This is a genomic window from Prosthecobacter fluviatilis (genome assembly GCF_055388355.1).
The window spans coordinates 3,209,251-3,234,137 of record NZ_AP043782.1 but is presented as its reverse complement, the minus strand read 5'-3'; the positions used below and the strand labels follow the sequence as shown (position 1 = coordinate 3,234,137).

The 24,887-nt window shown below is 59.9% G+C and carries 20 protein-coding genes and 1 other RNA gene; 17 read left to right on the top strand and 4 right to left on the bottom strand.

The window, feature by feature from the left end:
* Positions 1-11: 11 nt before the first annotated feature.
* The 4 genes from ACZ5WW_RS12420 (at position 12) to ACZ5WW_RS12405 (ending at position 3,586) form a co-directional block, all read left to right on the top strand.
* Positions 12-1,502 (top strand): Hsp70 family protein, encoded by a 1,491-nt coding sequence (locus ACZ5WW_RS12420; protein WP_377167995.1) that lies wholly within the window; start codon positions 12-14, stop codon positions 1,500-1,502.
* Positions 1,503-1,529: 27 nt separating this feature from the next.
* Positions 1,530-1,856 carry a hypothetical protein gene (locus ACZ5WW_RS12415; protein WP_377167993.1) on the top strand — a complete coding sequence of 109 codons (327 nt, stop codon included), beginning with the start codon at positions 1,530-1,532 and terminating at the stop codon, positions 1,854-1,856.
* Between the two features lie 33 nt (positions 1,857-1,889).
* The gene (locus tag ACZ5WW_RS12410) at positions 1,890-2,594 is read left to right on the top strand and encodes a pseudouridine synthase (protein ID WP_377167991.1); all 705 of its coding nucleotides are present in this window, start codon (positions 1,890-1,892) and stop codon (positions 2,592-2,594) included.
* A 107-nt stretch (positions 2,595-2,701) separates the two neighbouring features.
* Entirely contained in the window at positions 2,702-3,586 is an 885-nt protein-coding gene (locus ACZ5WW_RS12405; RefSeq protein ID WP_377167989.1) for a polysaccharide deacetylase family protein, read from the top strand.
* A gap of 57 nt (positions 3,587-3,643) precedes the next feature.
* Here ACZ5WW_RS12405 and ssrS read toward each other — a convergent pair.
* A non-coding RNA gene (ssrS, locus tag ACZ5WW_RS12400) (6S RNA) lies at positions 3,644-3,824 on the bottom strand.
* Between the two features lie 66 nt (positions 3,825-3,890).
* Here ssrS and ACZ5WW_RS12395 point away from each other — a divergent pair.
* Both ACZ5WW_RS12395 and ACZ5WW_RS12390 read left to right on the top strand, forming a co-directional pair.
* Positions 3,891-5,114: a metallophosphoesterase family protein gene (locus ACZ5WW_RS12395; RefSeq protein ID WP_377167987.1), complete on the top strand. Its 1,224-nt coding sequence runs from the start codon at positions 3,891-3,893 to the stop codon at positions 5,112-5,114.
* A gap of 83 nt (positions 5,115-5,197) precedes the next feature.
* On the top strand, positions 5,198-7,531 hold the full coding sequence (locus ACZ5WW_RS12390) for a sialidase family protein (RefSeq protein WP_377167985.1): 2,334 nt from the start codon (positions 5,198-5,200) through the stop codon (positions 7,529-7,531).
* A gap of 26 nt (positions 7,532-7,557) precedes the next feature.
* On the opposite strand, the gene ACZ5WW_RS12385 is transcribed toward ACZ5WW_RS12390, so the two are convergent.
* Positions 7,558-8,880 carry an ATP-dependent 6-phosphofructokinase gene (locus ACZ5WW_RS12385; RefSeq protein WP_377167983.1) on the bottom strand — a complete coding sequence of 441 codons (1,323 nt, stop codon included), beginning with the start codon at positions 8,878-8,880 and terminating at the stop codon, positions 7,558-7,560.
* 81 nt (positions 8,881-8,961) lie between these two features.
* On the opposite strand from ACZ5WW_RS12385, the gene ACZ5WW_RS12380 reads away from it, so the two are divergent.
* From ACZ5WW_RS12380 to ACZ5WW_RS12370, 3 genes are read left to right on the top strand one after another with little or no spacing between them, the layout of a single operon-like run.
* Positions 8,962-9,621, top strand: coding sequence for a bifunctional 4-hydroxy-2-oxoglutarate aldolase/2-dehydro-3-deoxy-phosphogluconate aldolase (locus ACZ5WW_RS12380; RefSeq protein ID WP_377167981.1), 660 nt, complete (start codon positions 8,962-8,964; stop codon positions 9,619-9,621).
* Positions 9,618-10,649, top strand: a complete 1,032-nt coding sequence (locus tag ACZ5WW_RS12375) for a PfkB family carbohydrate kinase (protein ID WP_377167979.1) — start codon at positions 9,618-9,620, stop codon at positions 10,647-10,649. The genes ACZ5WW_RS12380 and ACZ5WW_RS12375 overlap by 4 nt, the downstream gene beginning before the upstream one ends.
* A gap of 19 nt (positions 10,650-10,668) precedes the next feature.
* Entirely contained in the window at positions 10,669-12,462 is a 1,794-nt protein-coding gene (locus tag ACZ5WW_RS12370; protein ID WP_377167977.1) for a M3 family oligoendopeptidase, read from the top strand.
* Positions 12,463-12,475: 13 nt separating this feature from the next.
* Here the strand turns inward: ACZ5WW_RS12370 and ACZ5WW_RS12365 are convergent, their stop codons facing one another.
* The gene (locus tag ACZ5WW_RS12365; RefSeq protein ID WP_377167975.1) at positions 12,476-13,519 is read right to left on the bottom strand and encodes a LacI family DNA-binding transcriptional regulator; all 1,044 of its coding nucleotides are present in this window, start codon (positions 13,517-13,519) and stop codon (positions 12,476-12,478) included.
* Between the two features lie 18 nt (positions 13,520-13,537).
* On the bottom strand, positions 13,538-14,992 hold the full coding sequence (locus ACZ5WW_RS12360) for an aminoacyl-histidine dipeptidase (protein ID WP_377167973.1): 1,455 nt from the start codon (positions 14,990-14,992) through the stop codon (positions 13,538-13,540).
* A gap of 145 nt (positions 14,993-15,137) precedes the next feature.
* Between ACZ5WW_RS12360 and ACZ5WW_RS12355 the strand changes: the two genes are divergently transcribed.
* Genes ACZ5WW_RS12355 through ACZ5WW_RS12320 form a run of 8 tightly spaced genes read left to right on the top strand, consistent with a single transcriptional unit; the run spans position 15,138 to position 24,879 of the window.
* Positions 15,138-17,786: a sialidase family protein gene (locus tag ACZ5WW_RS12355; RefSeq protein WP_377167971.1), complete on the top strand. Its 2,649-nt coding sequence runs from the start codon at positions 15,138-15,140 to the stop codon at positions 17,784-17,786.
* Between the two features lie 33 nt (positions 17,787-17,819).
* The gene (locus ACZ5WW_RS12350; RefSeq protein WP_377167969.1) at positions 17,820-18,752 is read left to right on the top strand and encodes a bile acid:sodium symporter family protein; all 933 of its coding nucleotides are present in this window, start codon (positions 17,820-17,822) and stop codon (positions 18,750-18,752) included.
* Positions 18,753-18,760: 8 nt separating this feature from the next.
* A complete protein-coding gene (locus tag ACZ5WW_RS12345; protein WP_377167967.1) occupies positions 18,761-19,627 on the top strand; it encodes a hypothetical protein in 867 nt (288 codons plus the stop codon).
* Positions 19,624-20,694 (top strand): phosphotransferase family protein, encoded by a 1,071-nt coding sequence (locus ACZ5WW_RS12340; RefSeq protein ID WP_377167965.1) that lies wholly within the window; start codon positions 19,624-19,626, stop codon positions 20,692-20,694. The genes ACZ5WW_RS12345 and ACZ5WW_RS12340 overlap by 4 nt, the downstream gene beginning before the upstream one ends.
* Positions 20,691-21,404, top strand: a complete 714-nt coding sequence (locus ACZ5WW_RS12335; RefSeq protein ID WP_377167963.1) for an HpcH/HpaI aldolase family protein — start codon at positions 20,691-20,693, stop codon at positions 21,402-21,404. The genes ACZ5WW_RS12340 and ACZ5WW_RS12335 overlap by 4 nt, the downstream gene beginning before the upstream one ends.
* A gap of 54 nt (positions 21,405-21,458) precedes the next feature.
* Positions 21,459-21,863: a YlbF family regulator gene (locus tag ACZ5WW_RS12330; protein WP_377167961.1), complete on the top strand. Its 405-nt coding sequence runs from the start codon at positions 21,459-21,461 to the stop codon at positions 21,861-21,863.
* A 9-nt stretch (positions 21,864-21,872) separates the two neighbouring features.
* Positions 21,873-22,793, top strand: a complete 921-nt coding sequence (locus ACZ5WW_RS12325; RefSeq protein ID WP_377167959.1) for a DUF4886 domain-containing protein — start codon at positions 21,873-21,875, stop codon at positions 22,791-22,793.
* 40 nt (positions 22,794-22,833) lie between these two features.
* Positions 22,834-24,879: an FAD-dependent oxidoreductase gene (locus tag ACZ5WW_RS12320; protein WP_377167957.1), complete on the top strand. Its 2,046-nt coding sequence runs from the start codon at positions 22,834-22,836 to the stop codon at positions 24,877-24,879.
* The last annotated feature ends 8 nt before the right edge of the window (positions 24,880-24,887 follow it).

Below are 24,887 nucleotides of genomic sequence, written 5' to 3'. Positions count from 1 at the left end.
CACTCATTGTTATGGCTCAATACGTTGGAATCGACCTTGGCACCACCCTTTCGGGGCTGGCCTACCTCAAACCTGATGGCAATCCTGAAATCGTGCCAAATGCGGATGGCGAGCGCCTGACCCATTCCGTGGTGTTCTTTGATTCGCATGAGGATGTGAAGCTCGTCGGCAGCGCGGCCCGCGACGGTGGTGAGCCTGACCGCACCATTTTCCAGATCAAACGCCACATGGACGACCCCGAGCATCTGGTGGAAATCGACGGCAAGAAGTGGACGCCTGCAGAGATATCGGCGTTGATTCTTTCCAAGCTGAAGCGCGACTGCTCCAAGATCTGCGGAGATATCAATGAGGTGGTGATCACCGTGCCGGCGAACTTCAACGAGCTGGCGCGCAAGAGCACCATTGCAGCTGCTGAGATGGCCGGCATGAAGGTGAAGCGCCTGGTGAACGAGCCGACGGCGGCGGCGGTCTATTACGCGCACTCCCAGGGGGTGAAAGGCCGCATTCTGGTGTTTGACCTGGGCGGCGGCACGCTGGACACAACCATTCTGGAGGTTGAGGGGGACAACATCAAGATCCTGACCTCCGAGGGGGCAAGACATCTCGGTGGAAGCAACTTTGACGACATCCTGCTGGCGGCCTATGAGGAGCAGTACAAGAAGCAGACAGGTGCTGCGCTCTACAGTGACGAGCGGCACCGCCGCCGCGTCCTGCAGGCCACGGAGGACGCGAAAAAAATGCTCTCCAAGCTCCAGCGTGTGAACGACACCGTGGCCAACGACCAGAACAGCGGCATTGCCCGCATCGACCTGAGCCGTGACCATTTCGAGAAGATGATCCGCCACATGCTTACCCGCTCCATCTTCCTGGTGGAGCAGGCGCTGGACTCCGCGAAGCTGAAGACCTCCGACATTGACCACGTCGTGCTGGTGGGCGGTTCGACGCGCATTCCCAAGGTGAAATCCATGCTCGAGAAGATGTTTGGCAAGACCCCCAAATCATGCGGCAACGTTGATGAGTGTGTTGCCTTGGGGGCTGCGCTTTTTGCCAAAAAATCGGCACGCATTCAGGAGGTGTGCAATGCGAGCTATGGCACCCTGGCGATGGTTTACAATGCGAAGACAAAAGAGGAGAAGCTCATGAACTCCATTGTCATCCCCAAGAACACTCCCATTCCCTGCTCGCGCACCCAGGTTTATCAGACCTCGGAGGACAACGAGCGGGTGATCGAGGTGGACATCACGCAGGGAGAGGATGAAGACGCGAAGTTTGTCGATGTCATCGGCCGTCTGACACTGGAAGTGCCGCCGAACCGCCCGAAGGGCTGCGAAGTGGCCGTGACCTTCAGCTACGATGAGAACCAGCGCGTGCGCGCCCTGGTGGTGGACAAGCAGTCCGGCCGCAGCAAGGAAGTCGCCGTGACCTACAGAGGCGCGGGTGTTCTCTCTGAGGAAGAGCTGAAACGCCGCAGTCATCATCTTCGCAGTATGCGCATCGAGTAACCACCAGCACTGAAGGAACCCAACGCCATGTTCAAGATCCTTAAATCTCTCTCCAAATCCCTGGGGGGCAGCAAGTCTGTTGAAGCCAAGCCTGTGGCCAAAGAGGCCAGCCTGCTTGACAAGGTCAACAAGGGGGCTCCCGTGACCGGCAAAGCTCTGCCACCCAAAAGCCCGGAAGAGCTCTGCGGCATCACGCCCAAGATGCCCAAAGAGGAAATCAAGGCCCGGCTGAAGATGCTCTTCCGTCGTTACAACCGCAGCGCCTCCAGCCTTGATGCCAAACTGCGTGGCGAGGCAGATCAGATGCTTGATGCCATTGTGCAGATGCGTGAGAAGCACTTCGGCGAGATTTGAGCCTTTCGTTCACCTCCTGGATGGATTGAGGGCATGAAGCTGGATCGCCGCATCGCAAGCCATCTGTCCATGGGGCGCCAGGCGGCGCATCGTGCCATCGCCGCCGGACGGGTAAGGGTTAACGGAGTCCGTGTGACAGATGGGCATTGCCCGGTGGACCGCTTCACCCGGGTCGAACTGGACGATGCTGTCATCCAGGCCCCCGAGCGTGTGCTCCATCTCATGATGCACAAGCCCGTGGGCATTCTCAGCGCCACGAAGGATGACGAGCATCGCACCGTGTTGGATTTGATAGATGATCCCGACAAACACACGCTGCACATTGCCGGGCGGCTGGACCGCAGCACCTCGGGTTTGGTTCTGCTGACAAACGACGGTCGCTGGTCAAAACGGCTGATGACTGCAGAGGAGAAAGTGCCCAAGGTCTATCTGGTGGAAACCCTTGATCCGATATCCCCGGCTGCGGTGGCGGCTTTTGCACACGGTTTTTATTTCCATACCGAGGACATCACCACGCTGCCTGCGGAACTCGTCATTTTAGACGAGCGACAGGCGCGTCTCACACTGCATGAAGGGCGCTACCATCAGGTGAAGCGCATGTTTCACAGAGTTGGCAATCGTGTCGTACGGCTGCATCGGGAGCGCATAGGCACGCTGGTTTTGCCCCCCGATCTGCCACCGGGGGCATGGCGGGAGTTGACGCATGATGAGGTGGATGCCGCAGCAGATGCCGGTTGAGTGCTAAGCCAGAACGGGATTCTGGCAGTTGTTTTGTTTTTCAAAAAATCCAGCTTTCGCAGATGAATTTCACCCCTTAATCTCTTCTCCTTGTGATCCCCCCACGCATGTACCTTAGCATTTGGTTTGGCATCATGTTGGCAGCCCAGTCGGGCTGTACAACCCAAAAGGCTGCAAAGCCGGAAAAGCTCGCCTTGGAAGAGGCGCGTAAAGCGCTGCCACTCGAAGAGAAGGAAAATCCGCTTGTGAAGAGGCTGAACAATCCCTCATCCATGCCTGTGGTGCCGCCTGCGGGCGCCCGTCTGTCTTATTCCTCCGTCAAAATAGAGCAAAAGACCCTTGCGATGACTTTTGATGACGGCCCGCATCCTAGCCTGACTCCCAAACTTCTCGACTTGCTCAAGGAGAGGAACATCAAATGCACCTTTTTCCTCATTGGTCAGCAGGTGAAGATGTATCCTGATATCGTGCGCCGTATCATAGCGGAGGGGCATGAGATTGGTAATCACACCTGGACTCACTGCAGCCTGACCAGCCGCTCAGACGATCAGATCCGCACTGAGCTGAAAAAATCCGAGGACGCTGTTTTCGAGGTGGCCGGAGTGCGCCCGCATCTGGTGCGCCCTCCTTACGGAGCCATCAATACACGCATCAAAAATCTGATGTTTACCGAGTTTGGCTACTCCACCATCATGTGGTCCGTTGATCCTCAGGACTGGCGCCGTCCGGGTGTGGCTGCAGTGACCAGCCGTCTGGTTAATGGGGCGCATCCGGGAGCCATCATGCTCTCTCATGACATTCATCCGCCCACCATCACGGCCATGCCTGCAATGTTCGACCAGCTGCTGGCCAAAGGATATCAATTCGTCACGGTAAGCCAGCTTCTGAACATGGAGAAAGCTTCGATGCCCGTGGGGGTGATTGTACGCCCTGCGGAGCCTGTGGGTGACAAAGACCCGAAGCCCCTGCCGGAGAAAAAGCCTAGCGCGTGATGTGGGCGCAGGCTTGTGCCTAAAAAAGGAAAGCGCCCCGGGCGGAGCCGGGACGCTTTCAGACCCACCTGTGCCGTCCGGTGCAAAGGGCTCACGTATCCCATGAGTCCAGGTGGGGACCCGCGTTATGAGGCTCTGTCTTCCAGTAAAGGCATGACATGTCACCTCAGCGCGTAGCCCCCGGGTTAGATTAATCGGGCCGGGCCGCAAAGCTCGAAAACGAACACTGCAGGAAATTCAAATGCCACCAAGGCGGCAAATTTCAAAGAGCAGGACACGGCTGCATGAACCGTAACCTAGATGCTTGAGATTACTCCCGGACATGGTCTGGATCAAGGCCGGTGTCATAGAGCCTTTGTGGGAGAAATTTGCCTGCGGAGGGCGTTTGTTCATCCCCACCATCATGACCCGGTTTCTTTGTCTTTTTCTTCTCGTGTGCACGGCGGATGCCGTTGCTGCTTCCAACATTCAGCGCCTGTGGCTGAGCTTTCAGCGTGCTGAGCCGAGCCATGTGACGGTGAACTGGGAAACCGCACAGCCGGGTGATTCCGTGGTGCTTTTTGGTGTCAGCGCGGCGCTGGGCGGCAGGATTTCAAAAGAGGAAAAAGTCACACTGCATCATGTGGAGATCCCGATTCCGCAGAAGGATGCAGTGTATCACTACCAGGTGCGCTCGGGAGGGGAGGCGTCTGCGGTCTGCACGTTCAAAAGCATGCCATCGAAAGAGCTCCGCATCGCCGTGCTGGGAGACTGGGGTTTTGCTCAGCCGGATCTGGCTGCCCTGATCAAGGATGACGTGCATGTGCTGATGACTGCGGGGGACAATGTCAGCAGCCTGCATCAGCAGGGGAAAGAGGGGGCGAAGGCGTTCAGTGCTTTGATCGACTCGCAGCCGGAGCTTTTCCGCAGCGTGCCTTTCATGCCGATCCTGGGGAACCATGACCGCGAGATCCGTTCGCGGGGGCCAAAACCGCCGTCCGAGGCGGTGTATGATGTGGAGGCGGCTGCGTATCGTGAGTTTTTTGCGCTGCCAGGAAATGAGTGGAACTGGGTGCTCAGCTTTCCAGATTTTGCCGCACGGTTTGTCGCGCTGGACCTCGAGCATATCCAGGACATGGGAACGACCTGGCAGACGGGGCATCCGTTTGACGAGGGCTCAGAGCAGCTGGCGTGGTATCGGAAGCAGATGGAGCCTGCGCACGCGGGGCATACGGTCACACTGCAGAATGAGCGCAACGCGACCATGAGAGGCCAGCTCCAGGGGGAATGGGGACGCTTGTTTCAGCAGGGCTCTGCTGTCATCACCGGATTTGGCTATTTTGCAGAGCGGGCGGTGGTGGACGGTTTTCCGTATTACAATACGGCGCTGAAAGGAAACGGGGATCGTTATCCTGATCCGAAGTCGGCCTTCTTTGCCAGTGAGCACAGCTATGTGTTGCTGAGTTTCAAACCAAACGCGGCGATGAAGATCCAGATCAAGAGCCTGGCTGGCAAGATGCTGGATGAGCAGAGCTATCCTGCAAAGTAATGGGTGTTAACATAACACCGTGATTTGCAAGCCTGGAGCTGTGAAGAGGGGGCTAGCAGGCGTTTTGGTAAGCACATCCAACCATGAAACTCACGCTCCTGCTTCTCTCACTGCTCGTTGCGACTGCCGTCGCTCAGGACAACAAAGCCCTGCTGGACCTTGCGCTTGAGGCGCCGGTCATCAACATGCAGCCGGGGCCGGAGTATGATGCGGAGAAGCGCCCGGGGAACATGATCATTGGCCTGGACCGCACGCCCAAAGGGCGGCTGTGGGCGGCGTGGGTGGGAAACGGGGATTCGCCGAACGGGTTCTTCATGCTGGCGACGAGTGATGACGACGGCAAAACATGGAGCAAACCGCGGGTGGTGATCGATCCACAGGATGGTGAGCTGAACGGGGTGAAGTATGAGCGCCGTGCGTTGGTGGGCAATCTGTGGACCGATCCGCTGGGCCGCCTGTGGTGCTTCTTTGACCAGAGCCTCGGCTACTTTGACGGACGTGGCGGCGACTGGTACATCCGCTGCGACGATCCTGATGCTGCGGAGCCGAAATGGACTGCGCCGGTGCGCTTTGCGGACGGCTGCACGCTGAACAAGCCCACGGTGCTGAGCAATGGCGACTGGCTGCTGCCCGTTTCTCTTTGGACACGCGACCGCATGCACGGCCCCGGCGTGGACAAAGAAGCGCACAAAGACCTGGATGTGATCCGCATGGCGAATGTGTTTGCCAGCACGGACCAGGGGAAGACTTGGACACGGCGCGGTGGGGTGGCGTTTCCAGGCACGGACTTCGACGAGCACATGATCGTGGAGCGCAAGGACGGCAGCCTGTGGATGCTGGCGCGGACGAAAGACGGGATCAGCGAGAGTGTCTCTGGTGACAAAGGTGCGACATGGAGCGAGCCACAGCCGTCTGCGATCCAGAACTGCAGCGCGCGGTTTTTCATCCGCCGTCTGGCATCGGGGAAACTAATCCTCGTGAAGAACGGACCCATCAATGTGAGGCTGCCGCGCCGCTCGAACTTGAAGGCTTTTCTTTCCGACGATGATGGGAAGACCTGGGGAAAGGGTTACCTGATCGATGACCGCAGCGAGGTGTCCTATCCAGATGGCTTTCAGGCACCGAATGGGGACATCCACATTCTCTATGATTGGAACCGGCACAGCGATGCGGAGATCCTGCACGTTAAATTCACCGAGGAGGACATGCAGAAGCAGGCGGAGATTGGCAAGCTGACGATGGACCCGGAGGAGATCAAACGCCGGTCCAAGGTGGGCAAGGATCTGGTGAACAAGGCGCTGGCACCGAAGCTGCCGAAGGCTATCACGCCGGATCCGAAGTGGGCCGTGCAGGCGCTTGAGGATGCGAAGCAGGACTTCAAGAGCATTCCATACGATGGGGTGACTCCAAACAAGATGGTTTGCGACACCACACTGCGCGAGCTGCCGGACGGCTCCTGGATTCTCTTCATACTGGCCGGTGGCGATACAGAGCCGAGTCCGCTGAACTACACCGGCGTGACCCGCAGCCATGACATGGGCAAGACTTGGACGCCGCTGGAGCGTTTTGACGTGGGCTTCCCCCGTGAAGGCAAGACCATCGGTCAGGGCCCGACAGAGCTCATGATTTTGGGACAGCGCAGCACGCTGTTTTTCTCCACGCATTCCAAGCACTGGGCCAACGACTGGCGCTCGTGGTTTCTCACCAGCGATGATTCGTTCAAGACCTGGAGCAAGCCGTATGAAGTGCCAGGGCGTCTGAAAGAGCGCACGTTCATCCGCAAGCACATCGTCTGCAAAGACGGCCGCATCATGATTCCCTTCCAGCACTACATCGGCCCGGATGACCAGCAGGACCGCCCGCCGCTGGAGCGCGACTTCACCAATCCGCGCAACGGGGTGCTGATCAGCAAGGATGGCGGCAAGACCTGGAGCGAGCATGGCAACATCCGCCTGACGCCCAACAGCCGCTACTTTGGCTGGGCGGAGAATGACCTCTTTGAGCATCCGGATGGGCGTATCACGATGGTGATCCGCGGGGATGGGCTGGGTGGCATGCTCTACAAGGCGGAGAGCAAGGATGGCGGCCTGACGTGGCCGGAATTTGCGAGCATCACGCCGATCCCGAATCCGGGCAGCAAGACCACGCTCTACAATCTGGGCGGAGATACCGTGGCGATCCTGCACAATCCCAACAGCAAGCACCGCAGCCCGATGGCGCTTTGGATCAGCTTTGACGGGATGAAGACCTGGCCCTACCAGCGAGTGCTGCAGCAGGAGTCCGTGGACGGGCCAAAGGGGCGCATGAACTACCCGGACGGCTTTGTGAGCCAGGACAAGCAGTGGCTGCACTTTGCCTTTGATGATAACCGCCACCGTGCGGTGCATTACAGTGCCAAGCTGCCGCCGCTGAAGTAGCGGCGGTAGGCAGGATGCAGAGCGTTTTATTTCATGACGGCTGGCTGGCCGGTGCATTCGAGAACGCTGTGCCAAAGCTCCTGGGTGGGGTCCACCTTGCGGCGGCCATTGATGACGAGATCCAGGGGCAGGTGAACGAATGAGCCGTGCCAGCGGCCGACAAGCATGTTGGTCTTGCCGGCCATGGCGGCGTGCACGGCGTTCTGAGCGAGGCGTGAGCAGTAAACGTTGTCCTGGGCATTGGCGGGGACGCTGCGGACGATGTAGCTGGGGTCGATGTATTTGAGGTTCACCTCGGTTTTGCGCGTCTTGAAGAAGGCATTGATGCGGTCTTTCAAGAAGGGGCCGATGTCGCCGTAGCGCTTGTTGCCACTGGCGTCGGTCTCGTCGCTGGTCTGCATGAGATGCTGGCCGGCGCCCTCCGCCACGACGATGACGGCGCTGCCGCGCTTCATGAGGCGCTGGCGCAGGAACTCGAGGAGGCCGCCTTCGCCATCGAGCTCGAAATGCACCTCGGGAATGAGGACGAAATCCACATTGCTGCCGGCGAGTGCGGCGTAGCAGGCGATGAAGCCGGAATCACGGCCCATGAGCTTGACGAGGCCGACGCCATTGACGGCACCGGTGGCCTCCACATAGGCGCATTTCACTGCCTGCACAGCGGCATCGAAAGCGGTTTCGAAACCGAAGCTTTTATCGAGATAGCGGATGTCGTTGTCGATGGTTTTGGGAATGCCGACGATGGCTTTCTTCAGGCCGCGCCGCTCGATTTCCTTGGCGATCTCCGCCGCACCCCGCAGGGTGCCGTCTCCACCGATGACAAAGAGAATGTCCACCTTCATGTCCTCCAGGGTGTCCACCATTTCGCCGATGTCCTGCTTGCCACGGGAGCTTCCGAGCATGGTGCCGCCGAAGTGGTGGCCCTGGTCCACGGAAGAGGGCTTTAACAGGAGGGGTGTGTGGCCGAAGCGCTGGACGAGCCCTTCATACCCATAGCGGAAGCCATAGACACGAGCCACGCCGTACTGGTGGTGGCAGCGGTGGACGATGCCACGAATGATGTCGTTCAGGCCGGGGCAGAGCCCGCCGCAGGTGACGATGCCAACGGTAGTTTTGGGGGGATCGAAATATACCATCTCACGCGGTCCTGCTTCTTCGTAGCTGGGGCTGGAGACATCACGTCCTTCCTCGAGTAGATGGCTGTGGTACAGGATGCGGTCCACAGCATCCACTTTGAAGGGGGCATCGACGCCGCCGATGCGGTGGAGGGGCGAATGGATCAAGCAAGGACCAAGCGTGGGGATGGTCGTGTCTGAAGGAGCTGGTGTCATGGCTGGGAGAAGGTTCATAGAGCAGGAGAAGTGCCATTCTGCGTGCCGAGAGGTGTACAAGGGGGTTGCAAAAAGTCGATCCCCCGCCTGCTTCCACGAATGAATCCCGCCTTTCCTGACAACCTCCGCCTCCAGCTCCGCCAGACCGGCGTGATCGCCGTCCTGATGATCGACCGAGCCGAGGATGCGGTCCCGCTGGCGCGGGCTCTGCTCGCGGGCGGGGTCAATGGAATCGAGCTAACATTGCGCACAGATGCGGCGCTGGAATCACTGCGGCGCATTCGGGCAGAAGTGCCTGAGATGACCGTGGGAGTGGGGACGATTCTGACACCGAAGCAAGCCAATGAAGCCAAGGAGGCCGGAGCGAGCTTTGGCGTGGCTCCGGGTATGAACCCACGCGTGGTGGCCGAGGCGATCCGCATTGGGCTGCCCTTCGCCCCTGGTGTGTGCACGCCGACGGATATCGAGATCGCCATCGAGGCAGGCTGCCGGGTGCTGAAATTTTTCCCCTCGGAGCCGTGCGGTGGGCTGGGCTATCTGCGCAGCATCATGGCTCCGTTTATGCATCTCGGCGTGCAGTTCATTCCGCTGGGCGGTGTGGGTGCTGGAAATGCAGCGCATTACCTGAGCGAGCCGGCGGTGCTGGCCCTGGGGGGCTCATGGCTGGCACCCAAGGACATCGTGGCCAAGGGCGGCTGGGATGTGATCACCGCGCTGGCACGTGAGGCCACGGACATCGTCAAGCAGGTCCGCTCATGAGCCGCGTCGTCACCTTTGGGGAAATCATGCTGCGCCTGGCCACGCCGGGCTTTGCGCGTTTTCAGCAGGCCATGCCGGGCGGCATGCAGGCGAGTTTTGCGGGTGCGGAGGCCAGCATCGCCGCGGCGCTGGCGTATCTCGGTGCAGATGCGGCATTTGTCACCGCGCTGCCTGCCAATGCGATTGCGGACGCGTGCGTGGCGGATCTTCGCAGCCTTGGCGTGGAGACAAAGCATGTGCTGCGCACGGCGGCCGGACGCCTCGGAGTCTACTTTCTGGAGCATGGAGCCAATCAACGCGGGGGAAATGTGATCTATGACCGCGAGGGCTCTTCGGTGGCCATCACCCCGGCCAATGAGTATGACTGGGCGGCGATCTTTGCCGGGTGCGAGTGGTTTGTGATCTCCGGGATCACGCCGGCGATTTCGCGCAACGCGGCCGAGGTGGCACGCGTGGCCATGCGGGAAGCGCAGGGGCGCGGGATCAAGATCGTGTGCGACATGAACTACCGCACCAAGCTCTGGAACTGGGAGCCGCCGCTCTCTGCACGCGAGCTCGCCACACGCACCATGCGGGAGCTGCTGCCGATGGTGAGCGTGTTTGTGGGCGGGGTGAGCGATGCGACTGCGATGCTGGGCATCGAATCCAGCGGAGATTTGCAGGCGCTGGCCAGGCAGATTGCCAAAGAGTTTCCCAATCTCAGCCATGCGGCCTTCACCCTGCGCGATGGCAGCACTTCGGCGGCGCAATGCTTTGGCGGCGCGCTCTACGAAGCGGCAACTGACGCACTGCATACCGCACCACGCCACACCATCACCCAGGTGATCGACCGCCTCGGCGCCGGGGATGCCTTCACCGCAGGGCTGGTGTTTTCGTTTCTGCAAAACTCCGACCCGCAGACCACCGTCGCCTTTGCCACCGCAGCCGGCTGCCTGGCGCATTCCATCGAAGGCGACTACAACTACAGCACGCGTAGCGAAATCGAAGCCCTCATGCAGGGCGATGGTGGAGGCCGTGTGAGCCGCTGATTCATCCCTATTTCCACTCATGTCCCATCCTGCACCCACCACACCTGATCGCTGGTCCCTTGAATCCTGGTTCTCCGGATTCGGCCAAGCCGACTACACTGAATTTAAAGCCACGCTCGTGCGTGATGTGGAGGCGCTCAAAAAGCAGGCGGCGGCGTTGAGCATCGACACCGTCGAGATGGCGCAGGTCATCAATGCGCTTGAGGCTCTGAGCGACCGCCTCGGCCATCTCTCGGCCTATCTCGGCTGCTTGTCCGCCGACGATGCTAACAATGAAGCGGTGAAGGCCGACGAGGCCTGGATCTCTACGCTCGAAGCAGAAAGCACCAAGCTCATGGCATCGCTGCGCTCGGCGCTGGCTGCGCTGAGTGATGATGCGTTTGAATCGCTGCTGGCAGATCCCTCTTTGAAAAATGCAGAGCATGCCGTGAAGCGCATGCGCCACGAGGGGCAGCACCAGATGAAGTCTGAGATGGAGGCGCTGGCTGCCGATCTCAATGTGAACGGTCTGCACGCCTGGGGTCGGCTGTATGACACGCTGACCGGGAAGATGGAGTTTGAAATGACCTTTCCTGATGGACACAAGGAGACCGTGGAGATGTCCCGCCGCCGCGCGCTGATGTCCGAACCTGACCGCAAGCTGCGTGAGGCGGCCTTTCATGACGGGCAGAAGCCGTGGAATGACCACGCGGTGACGCTGGCTGCCGGGCTGAACGGCATCGCGGGAACGCGGCTGAGCCTGTATGGACGTCGTGGCCTGCCGCACTTTCTCGACGCGCCATTGTTTGACGGTGCCATGAGCCGGAAGTCGCTGGATGCGATGCTGGAGGCGATCCACGCGCACATCGAACTGCCGCGTCGTGCCCTGCGCAAGGCGGCGAAGCTGCAGGGAACCTCTGCGCTGCATTACTTCGATCTTGAGGCACCGCAGATTGCGCCTCCCGACGAGAAAGAACTCACCTGGGACGAGGCCTGCGCCACGGTGGACCAGGCCTTCAGTGCCGCGTATCCAAAGCTGGGCGAGTATTTCCGCGAGATGCTGGCGCAGCGCTGGATCGAGGCGCAGCCGCGTGCAGGCAAGCGGCCGGGAGCCTTCTGCACAGGCTCCCAGCTCAAGCATGAGGAGCGCGTGTACATGACGTTTCACCGCACGGTGCATGACATGGTGACGCTGGCGCACGAGGTGGGGCACGCCTGGCATTCCTGCGTGCTGCGTCCGGCGCGTTCGTTTGCAGCAAACTACCCGATGACGCTTGCCGAGACTGCATCGAATTTTGGCGAGATGATCCTGCTCAACGGGCTGATGAACGACCCCGGCCTCACGGAAGCCACCAAGGCCTACCTGCTGGATCAGGAGATGCTGCGCGCGCACGCCTACCTGATCAACATCCCGATGCGTTACGAGTTTGAGAAGGCCTTTTACAAGGAACGTTCGAGCGGCGAGGTGAGCGTGAGCCGCCTGAGCTCGCTCATGAATGAGGCGCAGCGCAAGCTCTACGGAGACACGCTGCTCGAAGACGGTACGGACCCGATGTTCTGGGCCTCGAAGATGCACTTCTTCATCAGCGGCATTTCGTTTTACAATTTCCCGTATGTCTTTGGCTATCTGCTCAGCCAGGCGCTGTTTGCCCGCTTCAAGGCAGAAGGCGCGTCCTTCCTGCCGCGCTACGAGGCCTTCCTCTCCATGACGGGCAGCGCGACCTGCGAAGAGGTCGTGAAACGCAGCCTTGGGGAGGACATTACCAAGCCTGAGTTCTGGGCCACGGCACTGAAGGCCATGGAGCCGGCGCTGAAGGCCTACGAAGCGCTGTAATCAGGCGAGGTGATCAATCAAGCGACCGCACGCTGGGGCCCTCCACCCAGCGCGGGGGGATCATGATCTGGCGCGGCACTTCCGGCACGCCGTGCTCATGCTGCGAGAGCTGGGTGACGATGAGATCGACGGCTGCTGCTGCAAGGTGTTCGCGCTGCTGATAGATGCCGGCAAAGTCCGGCATTCTTGGTGTCCAGTCGTGCACCACAAAGCCAATGTCCTGCGGGATGCGCAGGCCCAGCCGCCGCAGCCAGCCGGGCACGTGGGTGTCGAAGGTGACGAGTGCGTCCGGCTGGTGGGCATTCATCCACTTGGAAAAAGCCTCGAAGCCTTGGCTGATGTCGTTGCTGGGAAAGAGCAGCAGTGGCACACGGTCCGCAGGCGGCAGGCTCTGCTGCCAGTGAAACAGTCCGCCACTGTAGCCAAACTGGGAGCGGTTCACGATCCACTGTGTGACCGCCACGCCGATGCGCTTATAACCGCGTGTGGTGAGCTGGTCTGCGGCCATGTGGATGCCCAGCGTCATGTTTCCTGCGCACATGTGCAGGGAAGGGCTGCTCATGGCATTGCCAAAGGTCGCTGCGGCGAAGGGGGAGTAGTCGATCTTGCTGCACGGGAGCTGCATGCTCTGTGGCGAGACGATCACGCCCTCGATGCCACGTGCGTGCAGGATCTTCTGCAGTCGCTTGGGCGTGAGCCCGTCCTTCCCCAGCCAAAACTCCTCCACCGCATAGCCGTGGCCATGGGCGCGGCTGCGGATGTCATCGATGGGCACGTATTGATACGAAGAGCTGAGAAGGCCATCCTGCGGCACGTGCTCGCGGATGACAGCGATGACGGCGCGCACGCGCTGCTGCTTCCTGCCGCGTACGGCCTGCATCATGCGCGCGAGATGCGGGTCTGGCTGGTAGTTCAGTCGTTTCGCCTCCTTGAGAACGATTTCACGCTTTTCCGCTGAGACCTTGGGAGCGCCGCGCAGCACACGAGACACCGTCATCAAGGAATACCCGGTGGCACGGGCGATGTCCTTGAGCGTGGGCGCTTGAGTGGCGGGCATGGCTGGCGGTGAGCGAGACTACAGGTCTGCCAGTGTCGTGGTGAGCAGCCTCCAGAACTTCTGCGCGGAGGAGATGCTGGCGCACTCTTTTTCGGAGTGGGCCTCGTGGATGTTTGGGCCGAAGGAGATCATGTCGAGGTCCGGGTAGGCCATGGAGATGACGCCGCACTCCAGCCCTGCGTGGCAGGCGCTGACCTTGACCTCGTGATCGAAGAGTTCACGGTAGATCTTTTTCATCTTGTCCAGGATGGGCGACTCGGCGCTGGGGCTCCAGCCGGGATAGGGGTCACCCGAATGCGCCTCTGCGCCGATAAGCTCAAAAGGAGCGCGGAAAGAGCGGACCACATCGATCTTGCTCGACTCCACGGAACTGCGCTGCAGGCTGCCGATCACGGCTTTGCCATGAGCGAGGTCGATGGTGGAAAAATTGGTGGATGCCTCCACCAAGCCTGGGACGACGGGGCTCATGCGATAGACGCCATTGACCAATGCCTGCAGGGCCAGCAAGAAAGCGCGCTGAGCTTCTGCGGCCATGACCTGCACCGGTCCGCTCGTGGCATCCACTGCCGTTGAGGTGATGCTGAGGCTGGGTTCTATCAGGCGGAACTCTTCGCGGATGCCGGCAGTCTCCTGCTCAAAGCGCTCTTTAAAACGTGCCTGGTCCAAAACAAGCACGCTGGCAATGCATCGGGCCGGGATGGCGTTTCGTGCGCTGCCGCCGCGCATGGTGGAGAGCGCCACGACCTGTTCTCCGCAGGCGCTTAGAATACGGGCCATGAGCTTGTTGGCATTGGCGCGGCCTTCGTGGATCTGCAGGCCGGAGTGCCCGCCGCGCAGACCGGAGATTTGGATCTCAACCAAGGGGTGGGCGGAGGCATGCGTGATCTCGCTGTAAGTGTAGGTGACGTGTGTGTCGATGCCCCCTGCGCAGCCGATGGTGAAGGTGTCGTCCTCTTCGGAGTCGAGATTCAGCATGGTTTTGCCAGTCAGCAGTCCCGGCTGAAGGCCCAGCGCGCCGCCCATGCCCTGCTCCTCGTCCAAAGTGAAGAGCGCCTCGATGGGCGGATGGGAGAGGTCCTTGGATGCAAGCACCGCTAGGATGGCGGCAACACCGAGGCCATTGTCCGCACCGAGGGTGGTGCCACGTGCGCGTACCCAGTCGCCATCGACCCACATCTCGATGCCCTGTTTGTCGAAGTCGAAGATCACGCCGTCAGCGGCCTTGTGCACCATGTCCAGATGAGCCTGCATGATCACTGCGGGGCGGTCCCTGCGGTCTGCGCTGGCCTGTTTGCGGATGATCACGTTTCCGGCGGAGTCGATCTGGTGCTGCAGGCCGTGCTGCCGCGCAAAGGCCACGACAAAAGCGACAACGCGCTCCTCGCGCTTGGAAGGACGTGGAACAGCATTGAGATCGGCAAAGCAGTTCCACAGGGGCTTGGGTTCAAGGGAGCGGATTTCGGAGGAGGACATGTATGAATGGATGGAGAGTGAATGTGCGGCGCAGCCTGTCAGGAACAAGAGCAACGGCGGGCAGGGGGGAGGAGCATGTTAACATAACACCTCTTCGGCTTAATCCAGGGTGAAATCACACCTCACGTCACGTTTGATAAAGCCGATGAATCTCCGCCAATTCTGCACCCTGCTTTTTCTCGCCACCGTCTGCGCCCAGGCAGTCGAGCCGATGGGCGAACGTCTTGAAACGTGGCAGGGTATCCCGGGACTGGAGCGCACTGCTCGTGGGCGTGTGTTTGCGTCCTGGTTTACGGGCGGGCCCAAGGAGCCTTCGCCGGAGAATGCGGTGCTCCTCTGCTACAGTGATGATCAGGTAAAGTCATTCACGCGGCCGCAGGTCATGGCTGCTCCAGGAAATGGAACGCGCTGCTTTGACCCCACGCTGTGGATTGATCCCAAGGGACGGCTTTGGTACATCTTCAACCGCGGCAACAAGGACACCGCGAAGCACGATGTATGGGCGCGCATCTGCGATGATCCAGATGCCACGCCGCCCGTCTTTGGAGCCGAACTCCGGGTGGGATATGAAGGGCCTTATGCCTTTCGCATGAACAAGCCCACAGTGCTTTCCTCAGGCGAGTGGATCATGCCGGTGACGCATGCCATGGAACCGGTGCGTGAATGGTTTGCCGGACCGAAGCAGTTGCAGGGCGTGGGCATCTCCACCGATGAAGGAAAGACATGGAGGCTGCATGGGGCGCTCAAAGCACCAGAGTGGGCGCTGGAGTGCATGATCACCGAACTGAAGGATGGTCGGCTTTGGCTGCTGACACGAACGGGGGGCGGCTTTTTGTGGGAGAGTCATTCATCCGACAATGGCCTCACCTGGAGCGAGGCCAAGGCCAGCACCATCCCCAATCCGGGCTCCCGCTTTTTCATCCGCCGTCTTGCCTCCGGCAATCTGCTGCTGGTGAATCATCACGGTTTCACTGGCAAAACACGCAGCCACCTCACCGCGCAGATTTCCACGGATGACGGCAAGACCTGGAACGAGGGCCTGCTGCTGGATGAGCGCAAGGGTGTCTCGTATCCCGACGGCGTGCAGGACCGTGATGGCCTGATCTGGATCACGTATGATCATGATCGGCAAGGTGAGGGCGAGATCCTGCTGGCAAAGTTCCGCGAGGAAGATGTCGAGGCAGGCAAGAATGTGTCTGGTGCTGTGAGTCTCAAGCAAACGATCAGCAGACTGGAGAAACCTCAGATCATACCGGCGAAGTGGGATCCGGCACTGGCTGGAGATGTGGTGATGCAGCGTCTGGTGAACACCACGGCGCCGCAGGTGAAGGGTGCGCACGATGCGGAGTTTGCGTGCGTGGGAGATCGTGTCTACATCGTGGTGGAGGCCAATGACCTGAAGGCGGGAGAAAGCGCCGGATGGCCGTTCATCTACGCCACGATGTCCATCGTGAACTTGAAGACTCTCGCGCTGGAAAAGGTGATCGACTTTGCCAAAGGCGGACAACGGTTTGAGAACGAGACGCTGCCTGAGGGCGCGTGCTTTGTACCGCGCATCCTGCAAAAGGATGCGAACACGCTGCGCTGCTACTTTACCAGCGAAGACCCAGGAAAGAGGCAGTCGCAGATGTGGTATCGCGACTTTGACCTGAAGTCCGGTGCTTTCCGTGACACAATCCACAAGGCGAAGCTGAAGGCCGCAGCAGGCACGTTTGACTTTCAGCCGCAGTATTTCCATGCGGACGCAGCGGCTCAAGGCTTTGCCAGGCCGGCGGTGGATTCATCATTCTTCATCTTTGATTCCTTCAAGAAGTTCGATGGCAAGATCTACGTGGCACTGAACAATTTCACCGGAAAGCAGAACGCGCTCGCTCTGATGCATGATGATCTGGAGACCCTGGAAGTGCTCGGCCATTACAACGAGCCGCAGGCCGAGGCGCTGAGTGAATCGGCAGTGAACCGACTGCTGGACGGCACGTGGATGGCGATCTGCCGCAATGACAAAGGGAACTATTACTTTTCCGCCAGCGCCGATGGCAGGACATGGAGCGCTGGCAAGCCGCTGCCAGTCGTGCTCAATGGCGGCAACTCCAAGCCGACCTTCGACAAATTTGGCGGCATCTATTATCTGGGCTGGCAGGAGTCCACGCGTATCCAGGGCGTGAGCCGCAGTGTGTTCAATGTGGATGTCTCTCGCGATGGTAAAACCTGGGAGCGTAAATACCGCTTTGAGACGCCGAAGTCCTTCCAGTATCCCACCTTCCACGGACATGAAGGCGTGATCTGGCTGGTGGTCACCCAAGGTGACAAGGACGCGAGCCGAAAGGAGCGCATCATGTTTGGAAAGCTAGAGGATGTGGGTGGCTTTGAATCGCAGCAAGGGCAGAAGCGCATCGTCTGGCCTGCGCACGCTCCCGCAGAGGCAGCAGAGATGAAGCTGGGAACCAGGCTTTTCACAGACCGGGATTATGTGATCGAGGCCATGCCAGAGCAGGTGCGGGGACTGCCGTTTCTGCGCACGAGCATTGAAATGATCGACGCGGAAGTCGTCAAGGCAGGAACGCTGTACGCACTGACACCTGCCTCGCGACCTGGGGCTGCCTGCCAGGAGGAGGCTCTGAAAAGCGCAGGCTTTGCCAAGGTCGAAGTGCCTGAGACGCAATTGTTCCCGGGTGACATCAATCGTGTGAACCTATACAGTAAAGATGTCATCAAGGGAGAGCGGCTGCGTTTCAAAAAACTGGTGCTGCTCATCAGCGGATCAGGAGTCGTCATGCGTGACACTCATCCTTGATCTCCGCCCCTTCAACCAACTGCACGACCTCCCATGATCCGCTTCTTCAACTGGTTTAACAATCTCTATCCCGTGTGGCTCGTGAGCCTCGCTGTGCTCGCCTTCTTCAAGCCGCAGACCATGCTGTGGTTTGACAAGCCATGGATCTTCTGGTCGCTCGCGGCCTCCATGCTCGGCATGGGGCTGACGCTCAGCGTGGACGATTTCAAGGCCATCGCGCGCATGCCCGGCAGTGTGGCGCTGGGTTTTGTGGCACAGTACACCATCATGCCACTGACCGGGTGGATGGTGGCGAAGGTTTTGAATCTCGATCCCGGGCTCGCCGTGGGCATTATTCTCGTGGCCAGCTGCCCCGGGGGCATGGCGTCCAACATGATCAGCTACCTCGCACGGGCAAATGTGGCGCTGTCGGTGGTTCTCACCCTTGCATCCACGCTGCTGGCCTTCTTTTTTACGCCCATGTGGACCAGCGCACTGGCCGGCAAGTACGTGCCGGTGGATGCCTGGGGGCTGTGCCTTTCGGCCTTGCAGCTCACGGTGGCACCTGTCGTGCTGGGCGTGCTCATTCGCTGGAAGATGCCACGCACTGCAGATCAGATCGGAGCTTGTGGCCCCACCATTGCGGTGCTGGCCTTCACGTTTGTCAGCGGGGGCATCGTGGCCGCCAGTGCAGATGCCATCTCGGCCCATTTTGGCCGGCTGGCGCTGGCAGCGTTTCTTTTGCACATCAGCGGTTTCGTGGTGGGCTACCTCATCCCCAAGGTGCTGCGCTATCCGGAATCCGTGGCCCGCACCGTGAGCATCGAGGTGGGCATGCAAAATGGTGGCATGGCCGCAGCCTTGGCACGTGAGCACTTTCCATTGCTGCCTCTGGCCGCCGCTGCTGCTGTCTTTAGCGGAGTGATGCAAAACATCGTGGGCGGCCTCATGGCCGCATGGTGGAAACGCCGGACTCCGGATGCGTGAACCTTGTCATGAATCGTCGAAACTTTATCCAGGCAACGGTGGCTGGCGTGGTCGGTCAAAGCCATGCCCGGCAGGATGATAATGTGGTGGTCAAAGCCGGTGCTTTTGCTGTCACCATTCCTGCCATATGGCAAAAGAGTGCCATCATCGAAAAAGTGCCCATCAAGCCCTTATATAGTAAAGAAGACTGGAAGGCTTATCAGGCGGACAATCACCGAATTTTGAAGCCCAGCTATGGCTGCCGACCGCAGCACTGGGCGCTACGGTTTCCTGCTGCCGTGCCAAAGGGAATCACTTTCGACCAGGAAAATGCCGGAGAGAATCCAGAGGCTCCGCAAATTCTCATGCACAAGGCGGAAGAGTGGGGCATGGCATTCACGGATGGCACCCACACAAAAGACAAAGCTGGTGAGCTAAGACAGAGATTGCGGCGTGAGATGGATGAAGTTTTGCAGAATGACAATCCTCATGTGTCGCCTGCTTTTATGGATGCCTCGCTGACTTTCATGTGCCTGAAACGCCGGATTGATTTCACTGGCGGTCACGGTGTCCGGCTGGTGGCTCAATGGACGATCGAAGCAGAACTGATGCGGCTGGGTGGACTGCATTATCTGTTTCTCGGCATGTCAGATGACAGCACCTGCCAAATCATTGCCACATTCCCACTGGGCTTGCCGGGACTGCCCACATCTGAAGGGCGGGAGCATCTGGGATGGTCCATGGAAAGGTATGGCGAACTGGAAAAAGGGTTCAATCGATATGAGGCCGATGCCATTGGCTGGCTGGGGAAGCACGAGCAGGAAATCACACCTTCTCTCCGGACGCTGGATGCAATGATGCAGAGCCTTGTGGCCTCAAGCTGGAAACAAGAATGAGCCGCCGAGACATCTATTACTGGAAATGCGACCGGCCTGCTGCGTTTCACGGCACGCAGCTGCGTGGCGGGGTGGATCCCTCCATGGAGCAGCAGCTTCGCGAGGCGCTGCTGCGTCAGCTGAAGGCGAAATCCGTGACTTTGAGCGCGGGTGCAGGGCAGGGGAACCACCTCACCTGGAATGCCGATGTGGACGGGGCCGCGATGTTTGTCCGCGTGGAAAACGGGCCTGAGAAAGACGGGCATCTGGCGGTGGAGTCGGCGGTGCTGGAGCGTGTGCGTGTAGTCGGGGTGCCCACGCCACGCGTGTATGCATGCGATGCCACGCGCAGCCGGGTGCCCTTTGCGTGGCAGGCGCTGGAGCGTATTCCGGCGCCGGATCTGAACCACTGGTTCAAGCTCGGCAGCCTCGATGTTCCGAAGGTGGCTTTTGACATCGGAGCTGCCGCCGCGCGGTGGCAGCAGATCGTGCTTCCTGGATTTGGTGTGCTGGATGAGTCGCTGCAGGGGTATCATGCGACGTATGAGGACTACTTCTACCTGCGGCTGGATCAGCATCTGGCCTTTCTTGTTTCAAGAGGCTTCCTTTCCGAGAAGCAGAGCGATGAAATTCTGGCAGAGATCGAAAGACACCGGGCGCTGCTAGATCTGAAAACCGGCTGCCTGGTGCACAAGGACCTGGCTCTCTGGAACATACTCGGCCAGACGGACCGCATTGCAGCCTTCATTGATTTCGATGACGCCATCAGCGGCGATCCCATGGATGATCTCTCGCTGCTCGCCTGCTTTCACGATCACTCTTTTCTGCGGCGTGCCTTTGAGGGCTATCAGAGCCTGCGTGGACTGCCGGAAAATCACCTGCGGCGCTTCTGGCTGCATCTTCTGCGCAACATGATCGTCAAGGCGGTGATCCGTGTGGGTGCGGGTTATTTTGACCGCGATGACGGTTTCTTTCTGATCTCTGCGGGCACCAACGGAGGAACTCTTCGAGACTTTACCCAAGCGCGCCTGGCGCTTGCTTTGCGGGGCTTGCGCGAGGGCAGTGACATTGACATTCTCCAACTATGAAAACACACATCGGCACTTTTCTTTCCATCGGTTCTCCAGCGGTCACAGAGCTGGCGGCCGAGTGTGGCTTCGACTGGGTTTTGATCGACCTCGAGCACGGCTGTGAATCTGAAGCCGCACTGCCGAATCAACTTCGCGCGCTGCGTGGCAGCAACATGCTTGCGATTGTGCGTGTGAGTGCGCCGCATGCGGACTTGATCAGCCGCGTGCTGGACTGGGGCGCGCATGGCATCATGGTGCCGCATGTGAACACCGTGGAGGAGGCGCGGCATTGCGTGGATGCGGCTTACTACCCGCCACGCGGCCACCGGGGTGTCTCGCGCACCGTGCGCACCTACGGCTATGGCATGCGGCTGCCGGAGGGTGAGATGCCCAAGCCGATCATTCTGGCGCAGATCGAGACGGCATCAGCGGTGGATCAGGCGGGCGAGATCGCTGCGGTGGAAGGGATCGATGCCTTGTTCATCGGGCCTGCAGACCTCTCGTTTGATCTGAAGGCGCAGAAGGCTGCGCGCAGCTACGATGAGTGTGTGGATGTGATCGTCAAAGCCGCCCGGGACCACGGCAAGGGCTGCGGCATTCTGGTGCGCCATGCGGATGACAAGGAGAAGCTCAAGGCGCTGGGGTTCACCTGGATCGCCATGGATTCCGACCTCTCGCTGGTGCGGGAGGGTTTTAAAAAGAATCTGGCTGCGGCCCGGGCATGGTGAAATTGTCCGACTTTTTCCTGTGAATCGGCTTTTCCGGACTAATCTCGCGTCCCCATGAAAGCATCCCCCCAAATCACCTCCAAGATCGTCGAACTGTGCGAAGTCCTCGTGGCAGACAGCGAAGTGCAGAATGCCCGCGAAAAAGCCGAGGCGTTCCTGGCCGATGAAGCCGCCGTGTCTCTCTACCGCGAGATGGCCACGCTCGGTCGTTCCCTGCATCAGAAGCAGCATCATGGAGAAGAGCCCAGCGGGGAGGAAATTTCCCGCTTTACCGATCTGCAGGACCAATGCGATGCAAACACCGCCATCCTGAGCTTTGTGGAAGCCCAGGACGTGCTGCGCAACATTGCCGAAGTGGTGAACGGCTACGTGGGCAAGAGCCTCGAGCGCGGCAAGGTGCCGACCGAGGCCGAAGTGTTTCCCCAAGGCTGCGGCGAAGGCTGCGGCTGCCACCACTAAAACACACTCATGAAAGCGCCGGCCCTGCTTTTCGCACTGCTGCTGATCTGTGCCTCGTCCTTTGCGGGCGAGGCCAAAACGGTAAAGCTACTGACCATTGGCAACAGCTTCTCTGCCAATGCCACCCATTACCTGGGAGACTTGGCGAAAGCAGGCGGGCACAAGCTGGTGCACCAACCGCTGGTCATCGGTGGGGCTTCATTCCAGGTGCATGCCGAGAAGGCGCAGAAGCACGAGGCTGATGCCAAAGACAAAGCCGGACTCTATACCAGCGGTCGTGGCCTGAAGGAGAGCCTGGAGCTGGACCGCTGGGACTACGTGACGATCCAGCAGGCGAGCATCAAGAGCCACGACTTTGCCACCTACCAGCCTCATGCCGGCTGGCTGCGTGATTACGTGGCCAAGCACGCCCCGCAGGCCACACTGCTGGTGCATGAGACGTGGGAATACCGCAAGGATGACCCGCGCTTCACCAAGCCCTCCACCGCTGCCGGAGAGCCCAAGACGCAGGAAGAGATGTACAACGGCCTGCGTGCCGCCTACGACAAGATCGCGGCAGAGTTTCACGCGCGCATCATTCCGACGGGGGACGCCTTTCATCTGGCCGACACCGACAAGACCTGGGCTTATCAAGCCGACACCTCCTTTGATCCCAAGGCCGCCAAGCAGCCCGCGCTGCCTGATCAGACTCATTCGCTGCATGTCGGCTGGCGCTGGGCCAAGCCCAAGAACGGCGGCCCGGTGGCTCTGGGCATGGACGGGCATCATGCCAACATGGCAGGCGAGTATCTGGGCGCGTGCGTTTGGTATGAAGTGCTGTTTGGCGAGAGTGCCGTGGGCAGCAGCTTTATCCCGAAAGGGCTGGATGCCAGCTACGCCCGCTTTCTGCAGGAGACGGCGCATCGAGCCGTGGCTGCCCGCGTGAAATAATCATGTCCAAAATAGCAGCGTGGTGTCCTTGTGGGAAACCATGACTCGCATCCTCGCTTTTTTTCTCGCTCTCAGCCTTGTCGCGCGTAGCGCCACAGACGCCGATGTCATCGTTTATGGCGCCACTCCAGGCGGCTTCTGTGCCGCCATCGCCGCCGCACGGGAGGGCGCCTCCGTGATCCTGTTGGAGCCCACGGACCATGTGGGCGGTGTGAACACAGGCGGGCTGTGTTTCAGCGACTCTAATCAAACGGTGCGCAGCACGGTGCTGGGTCTCTTTGAGGAATGGCATCTGCGGGTGGAGGCGGACTATCAGAAGCGTGGTGTGGCGCTGCCATACAAGGTAAGCGAGAAGGATCACAAGCCATGGACCTACGAACCGCATGTGGCGGCGCAGGTGACGAAGGCCATGCTGGACGAAGCAGGCGTAAAGGTGCTGACAAAGCAGGCGCTCAGAAAGGTGAGCAAGGCAGGAGCACACATCACTAGGATCACGACACGAGACGGTGATTTTACGGCGAAGGTTTTCATCGACACCACCTATGAAGGTGACCTGATGGCCGCGGCTGGAGTGAGCTGGACCATCGGGCGTGAAGGTCGGCAGGAATTTGGCGAAGCGCTGGCTGGAAAGCAGTACCCCAAGGCCAGGCTGGCCATATCAGGAGTGGACGCGGAGGGCAGACCGCTGCCGCTGATCACCACCAAGGATGCCGGTCCAGATGAAGCCGGGGACAAGAATGTGATGGTGTACAGTTTCCGGCTGTGCGTCACAAAAGATCCGGCAAACCGGGTGCCCTTTCCACGGCCTGCCAGCTATGATCCGGCGCGGTTTGAGGTGGTGAGGCGCTACTACGCCCAGGAGAAAAGGCCCCATCTGCTTTGGGATCTGTATCCGCTGCCGGGAAACAAGTTTGATGCGAACAACGGCATCGGGAAGCAGTTTTCCATGGGGCTCGTGGGCGCGTGCAATGGCTGGAGCGAGGCAGATGAGGAAGGGCGCGCCAGGATCTGGGAGGCGCACAAGCAGTACACCTTGGAGCTGTATCACTTCCTCAGCACTGATCCGGCAGTGCCGGAGCCTCTGCGGCAGCAGATGAGCGAGCTGGGCCTGTGCCGTGATGAATTTGCCGAATACGGCCACTGGTCGCCGCAGCTCTACGTGCGCGAAGGGCGGCGCATGGTTGGCGAGTATGTGCTGAGTCAGAAGGACATCATGGACGAGCCGAAGAAGGAGGATCCGATTGTGGTGTCATCCTTCCCCATCGATTCGCACGACTGCCAGCGTGTGGGCACCCGGGACATGGTGGTGGATGAAGGCACCATCATGCCCGTGCGCATGGCAGGCCGCAGGCATGGCTACCCCTACCACGTGCCATACCGGGCCATCACTCCCAAGGCGGCGGAGTGCGACAATCTGCTCGTGCCCGTGGCCCTGTCCTGCACGCATGTGGGCATCTCCTCCATCCGTGTGGAGCCCACATGGATGATCCTCGGACAGAGTGCGGGCATCGCCGCTGCGCTGACTGCGAAGCAGGGGCTCACGGTGCAAAGGCTGCCCTATCCTGCGCTGCGTGAGCGGCTGCTGGCGCAGAAACAGGTGTTGGATCTTCCAGTGCTGCCTGAGGTGAAGCCGGAGCCGCAGGGCGCGATGAGCATTGATCCTAAAACCCTGCCAGGCATCGTGCTTGATGACACGCAGGCCGAACTCCAGGGGCAGTGGAGTCATTCCTCGGGATTCAAACCGCACATCGGCACCGGCTATCTGCATGACGATAAACGCGGCGACGGCCAGTCTCGAGCCGTCTTCCGCTGCAAAGTGCCCATGACGGGAAGCTATGAGCTGCGCATGGCCTATTCACCCCATGAGACACGGGCCACGAAGGTGCCTGTGGTGGTGGAATGTGGTGGGCGTAAGACCGAGCTCACGGTGGACCAGACTCAGCCGCTCGCAGCAGGCGAGGCGTTCCGCAGCATCGGCCACGTGGAACTGGATACTGCGGCTGAAACGGTCATCACCATCCGCAATTCCGGGACCGTTGGATTTGTGATTCTAGATGCGCTTCAGCTCATCGACGCTAACAAATGATCCACCAG

Coding starts and splice junctions, on each gene's coding strand:
- ACZ5WW_RS12375 (WP_377167979.1), top strand. CDS start 9,618: ATGAGCCGCGTCGTCACCTTTGGGGAAATCATGCTGCGCCTGGCCACG.
- ACZ5WW_RS12420 (WP_377167995.1), top strand. CDS start 12: ATGGCTCAATACGTTGGAATCGACCTTGGCACCACCCTTTCGGGGCTG.
- ACZ5WW_RS12330 (WP_377167961.1), top strand. CDS start 21,459: ATGAAAGCATCCCCCCAAATCACCTCCAAGATCGTCGAACTGTGCGAA.
- ACZ5WW_RS12365 (WP_377167975.1), bottom strand. CDS start 13,519: ATGCCCGCCACTCAAGCGCCCACGCTCAAGGACATCGCCCGTGCCACC.
- ACZ5WW_RS12325 (WP_377167959.1), top strand. CDS start 21,873: ATGAAAGCGCCGGCCCTGCTTTTCGCACTGCTGCTGATCTGTGCCTCG.
- ACZ5WW_RS12390 (WP_377167985.1), top strand. CDS start 5,198: ATGAAACTCACGCTCCTGCTTCTCTCACTGCTCGTTGCGACTGCCGTC.
- ACZ5WW_RS12415 (WP_377167993.1), top strand. CDS start 1,530: ATGTTCAAGATCCTTAAATCTCTCTCCAAATCCCTGGGGGGCAGCAAG.
- ACZ5WW_RS12345 (WP_377167967.1), top strand. CDS start 18,761: ATGAATCGTCGAAACTTTATCCAGGCAACGGTGGCTGGCGTGGTCGGT.
- ACZ5WW_RS12410 (WP_377167991.1), top strand. CDS start 1,890: ATGAAGCTGGATCGCCGCATCGCAAGCCATCTGTCCATGGGGCGCCAG.
- ACZ5WW_RS12335 (WP_377167963.1), top strand. CDS start 20,691: ATGAAAACACACATCGGCACTTTTCTTTCCATCGGTTCTCCAGCGGTC.
- ACZ5WW_RS12355 (WP_377167971.1), top strand. CDS start 15,138: ATGAATCTCCGCCAATTCTGCACCCTGCTTTTTCTCGCCACCGTCTGC.
- ACZ5WW_RS12340 (WP_377167965.1), top strand. CDS start 19,624: ATGAGCCGCCGAGACATCTATTACTGGAAATGCGACCGGCCTGCTGCG.
- ACZ5WW_RS12370 (WP_377167977.1), top strand. CDS start 10,669: ATGTCCCATCCTGCACCCACCACACCTGATCGCTGGTCCCTTGAATCC.
- ACZ5WW_RS12360 (WP_377167973.1), bottom strand. CDS start 14,992: ATGTCCTCCTCCGAAATCCGCTCCCTTGAACCCAAGCCCCTGTGGAAC.
- ACZ5WW_RS12350 (WP_377167969.1), top strand. CDS start 17,820: ATGATCCGCTTCTTCAACTGGTTTAACAATCTCTATCCCGTGTGGCTC.
- ACZ5WW_RS12320 (WP_377167957.1), top strand. CDS start 22,834: ATGACTCGCATCCTCGCTTTTTTTCTCGCTCTCAGCCTTGTCGCGCGT.
- ACZ5WW_RS12405 (WP_377167989.1), top strand. CDS start 2,702: ATGTACCTTAGCATTTGGTTTGGCATCATGTTGGCAGCCCAGTCGGGC.
- ACZ5WW_RS12380 (WP_377167981.1), top strand. CDS start 8,962: ATGAATCCCGCCTTTCCTGACAACCTCCGCCTCCAGCTCCGCCAGACC.
- ACZ5WW_RS12385 (WP_377167983.1), bottom strand. CDS start 8,880: ATGAACCTTCTCCCAGCCATGACACCAGCTCCTTCAGACACGACCATC.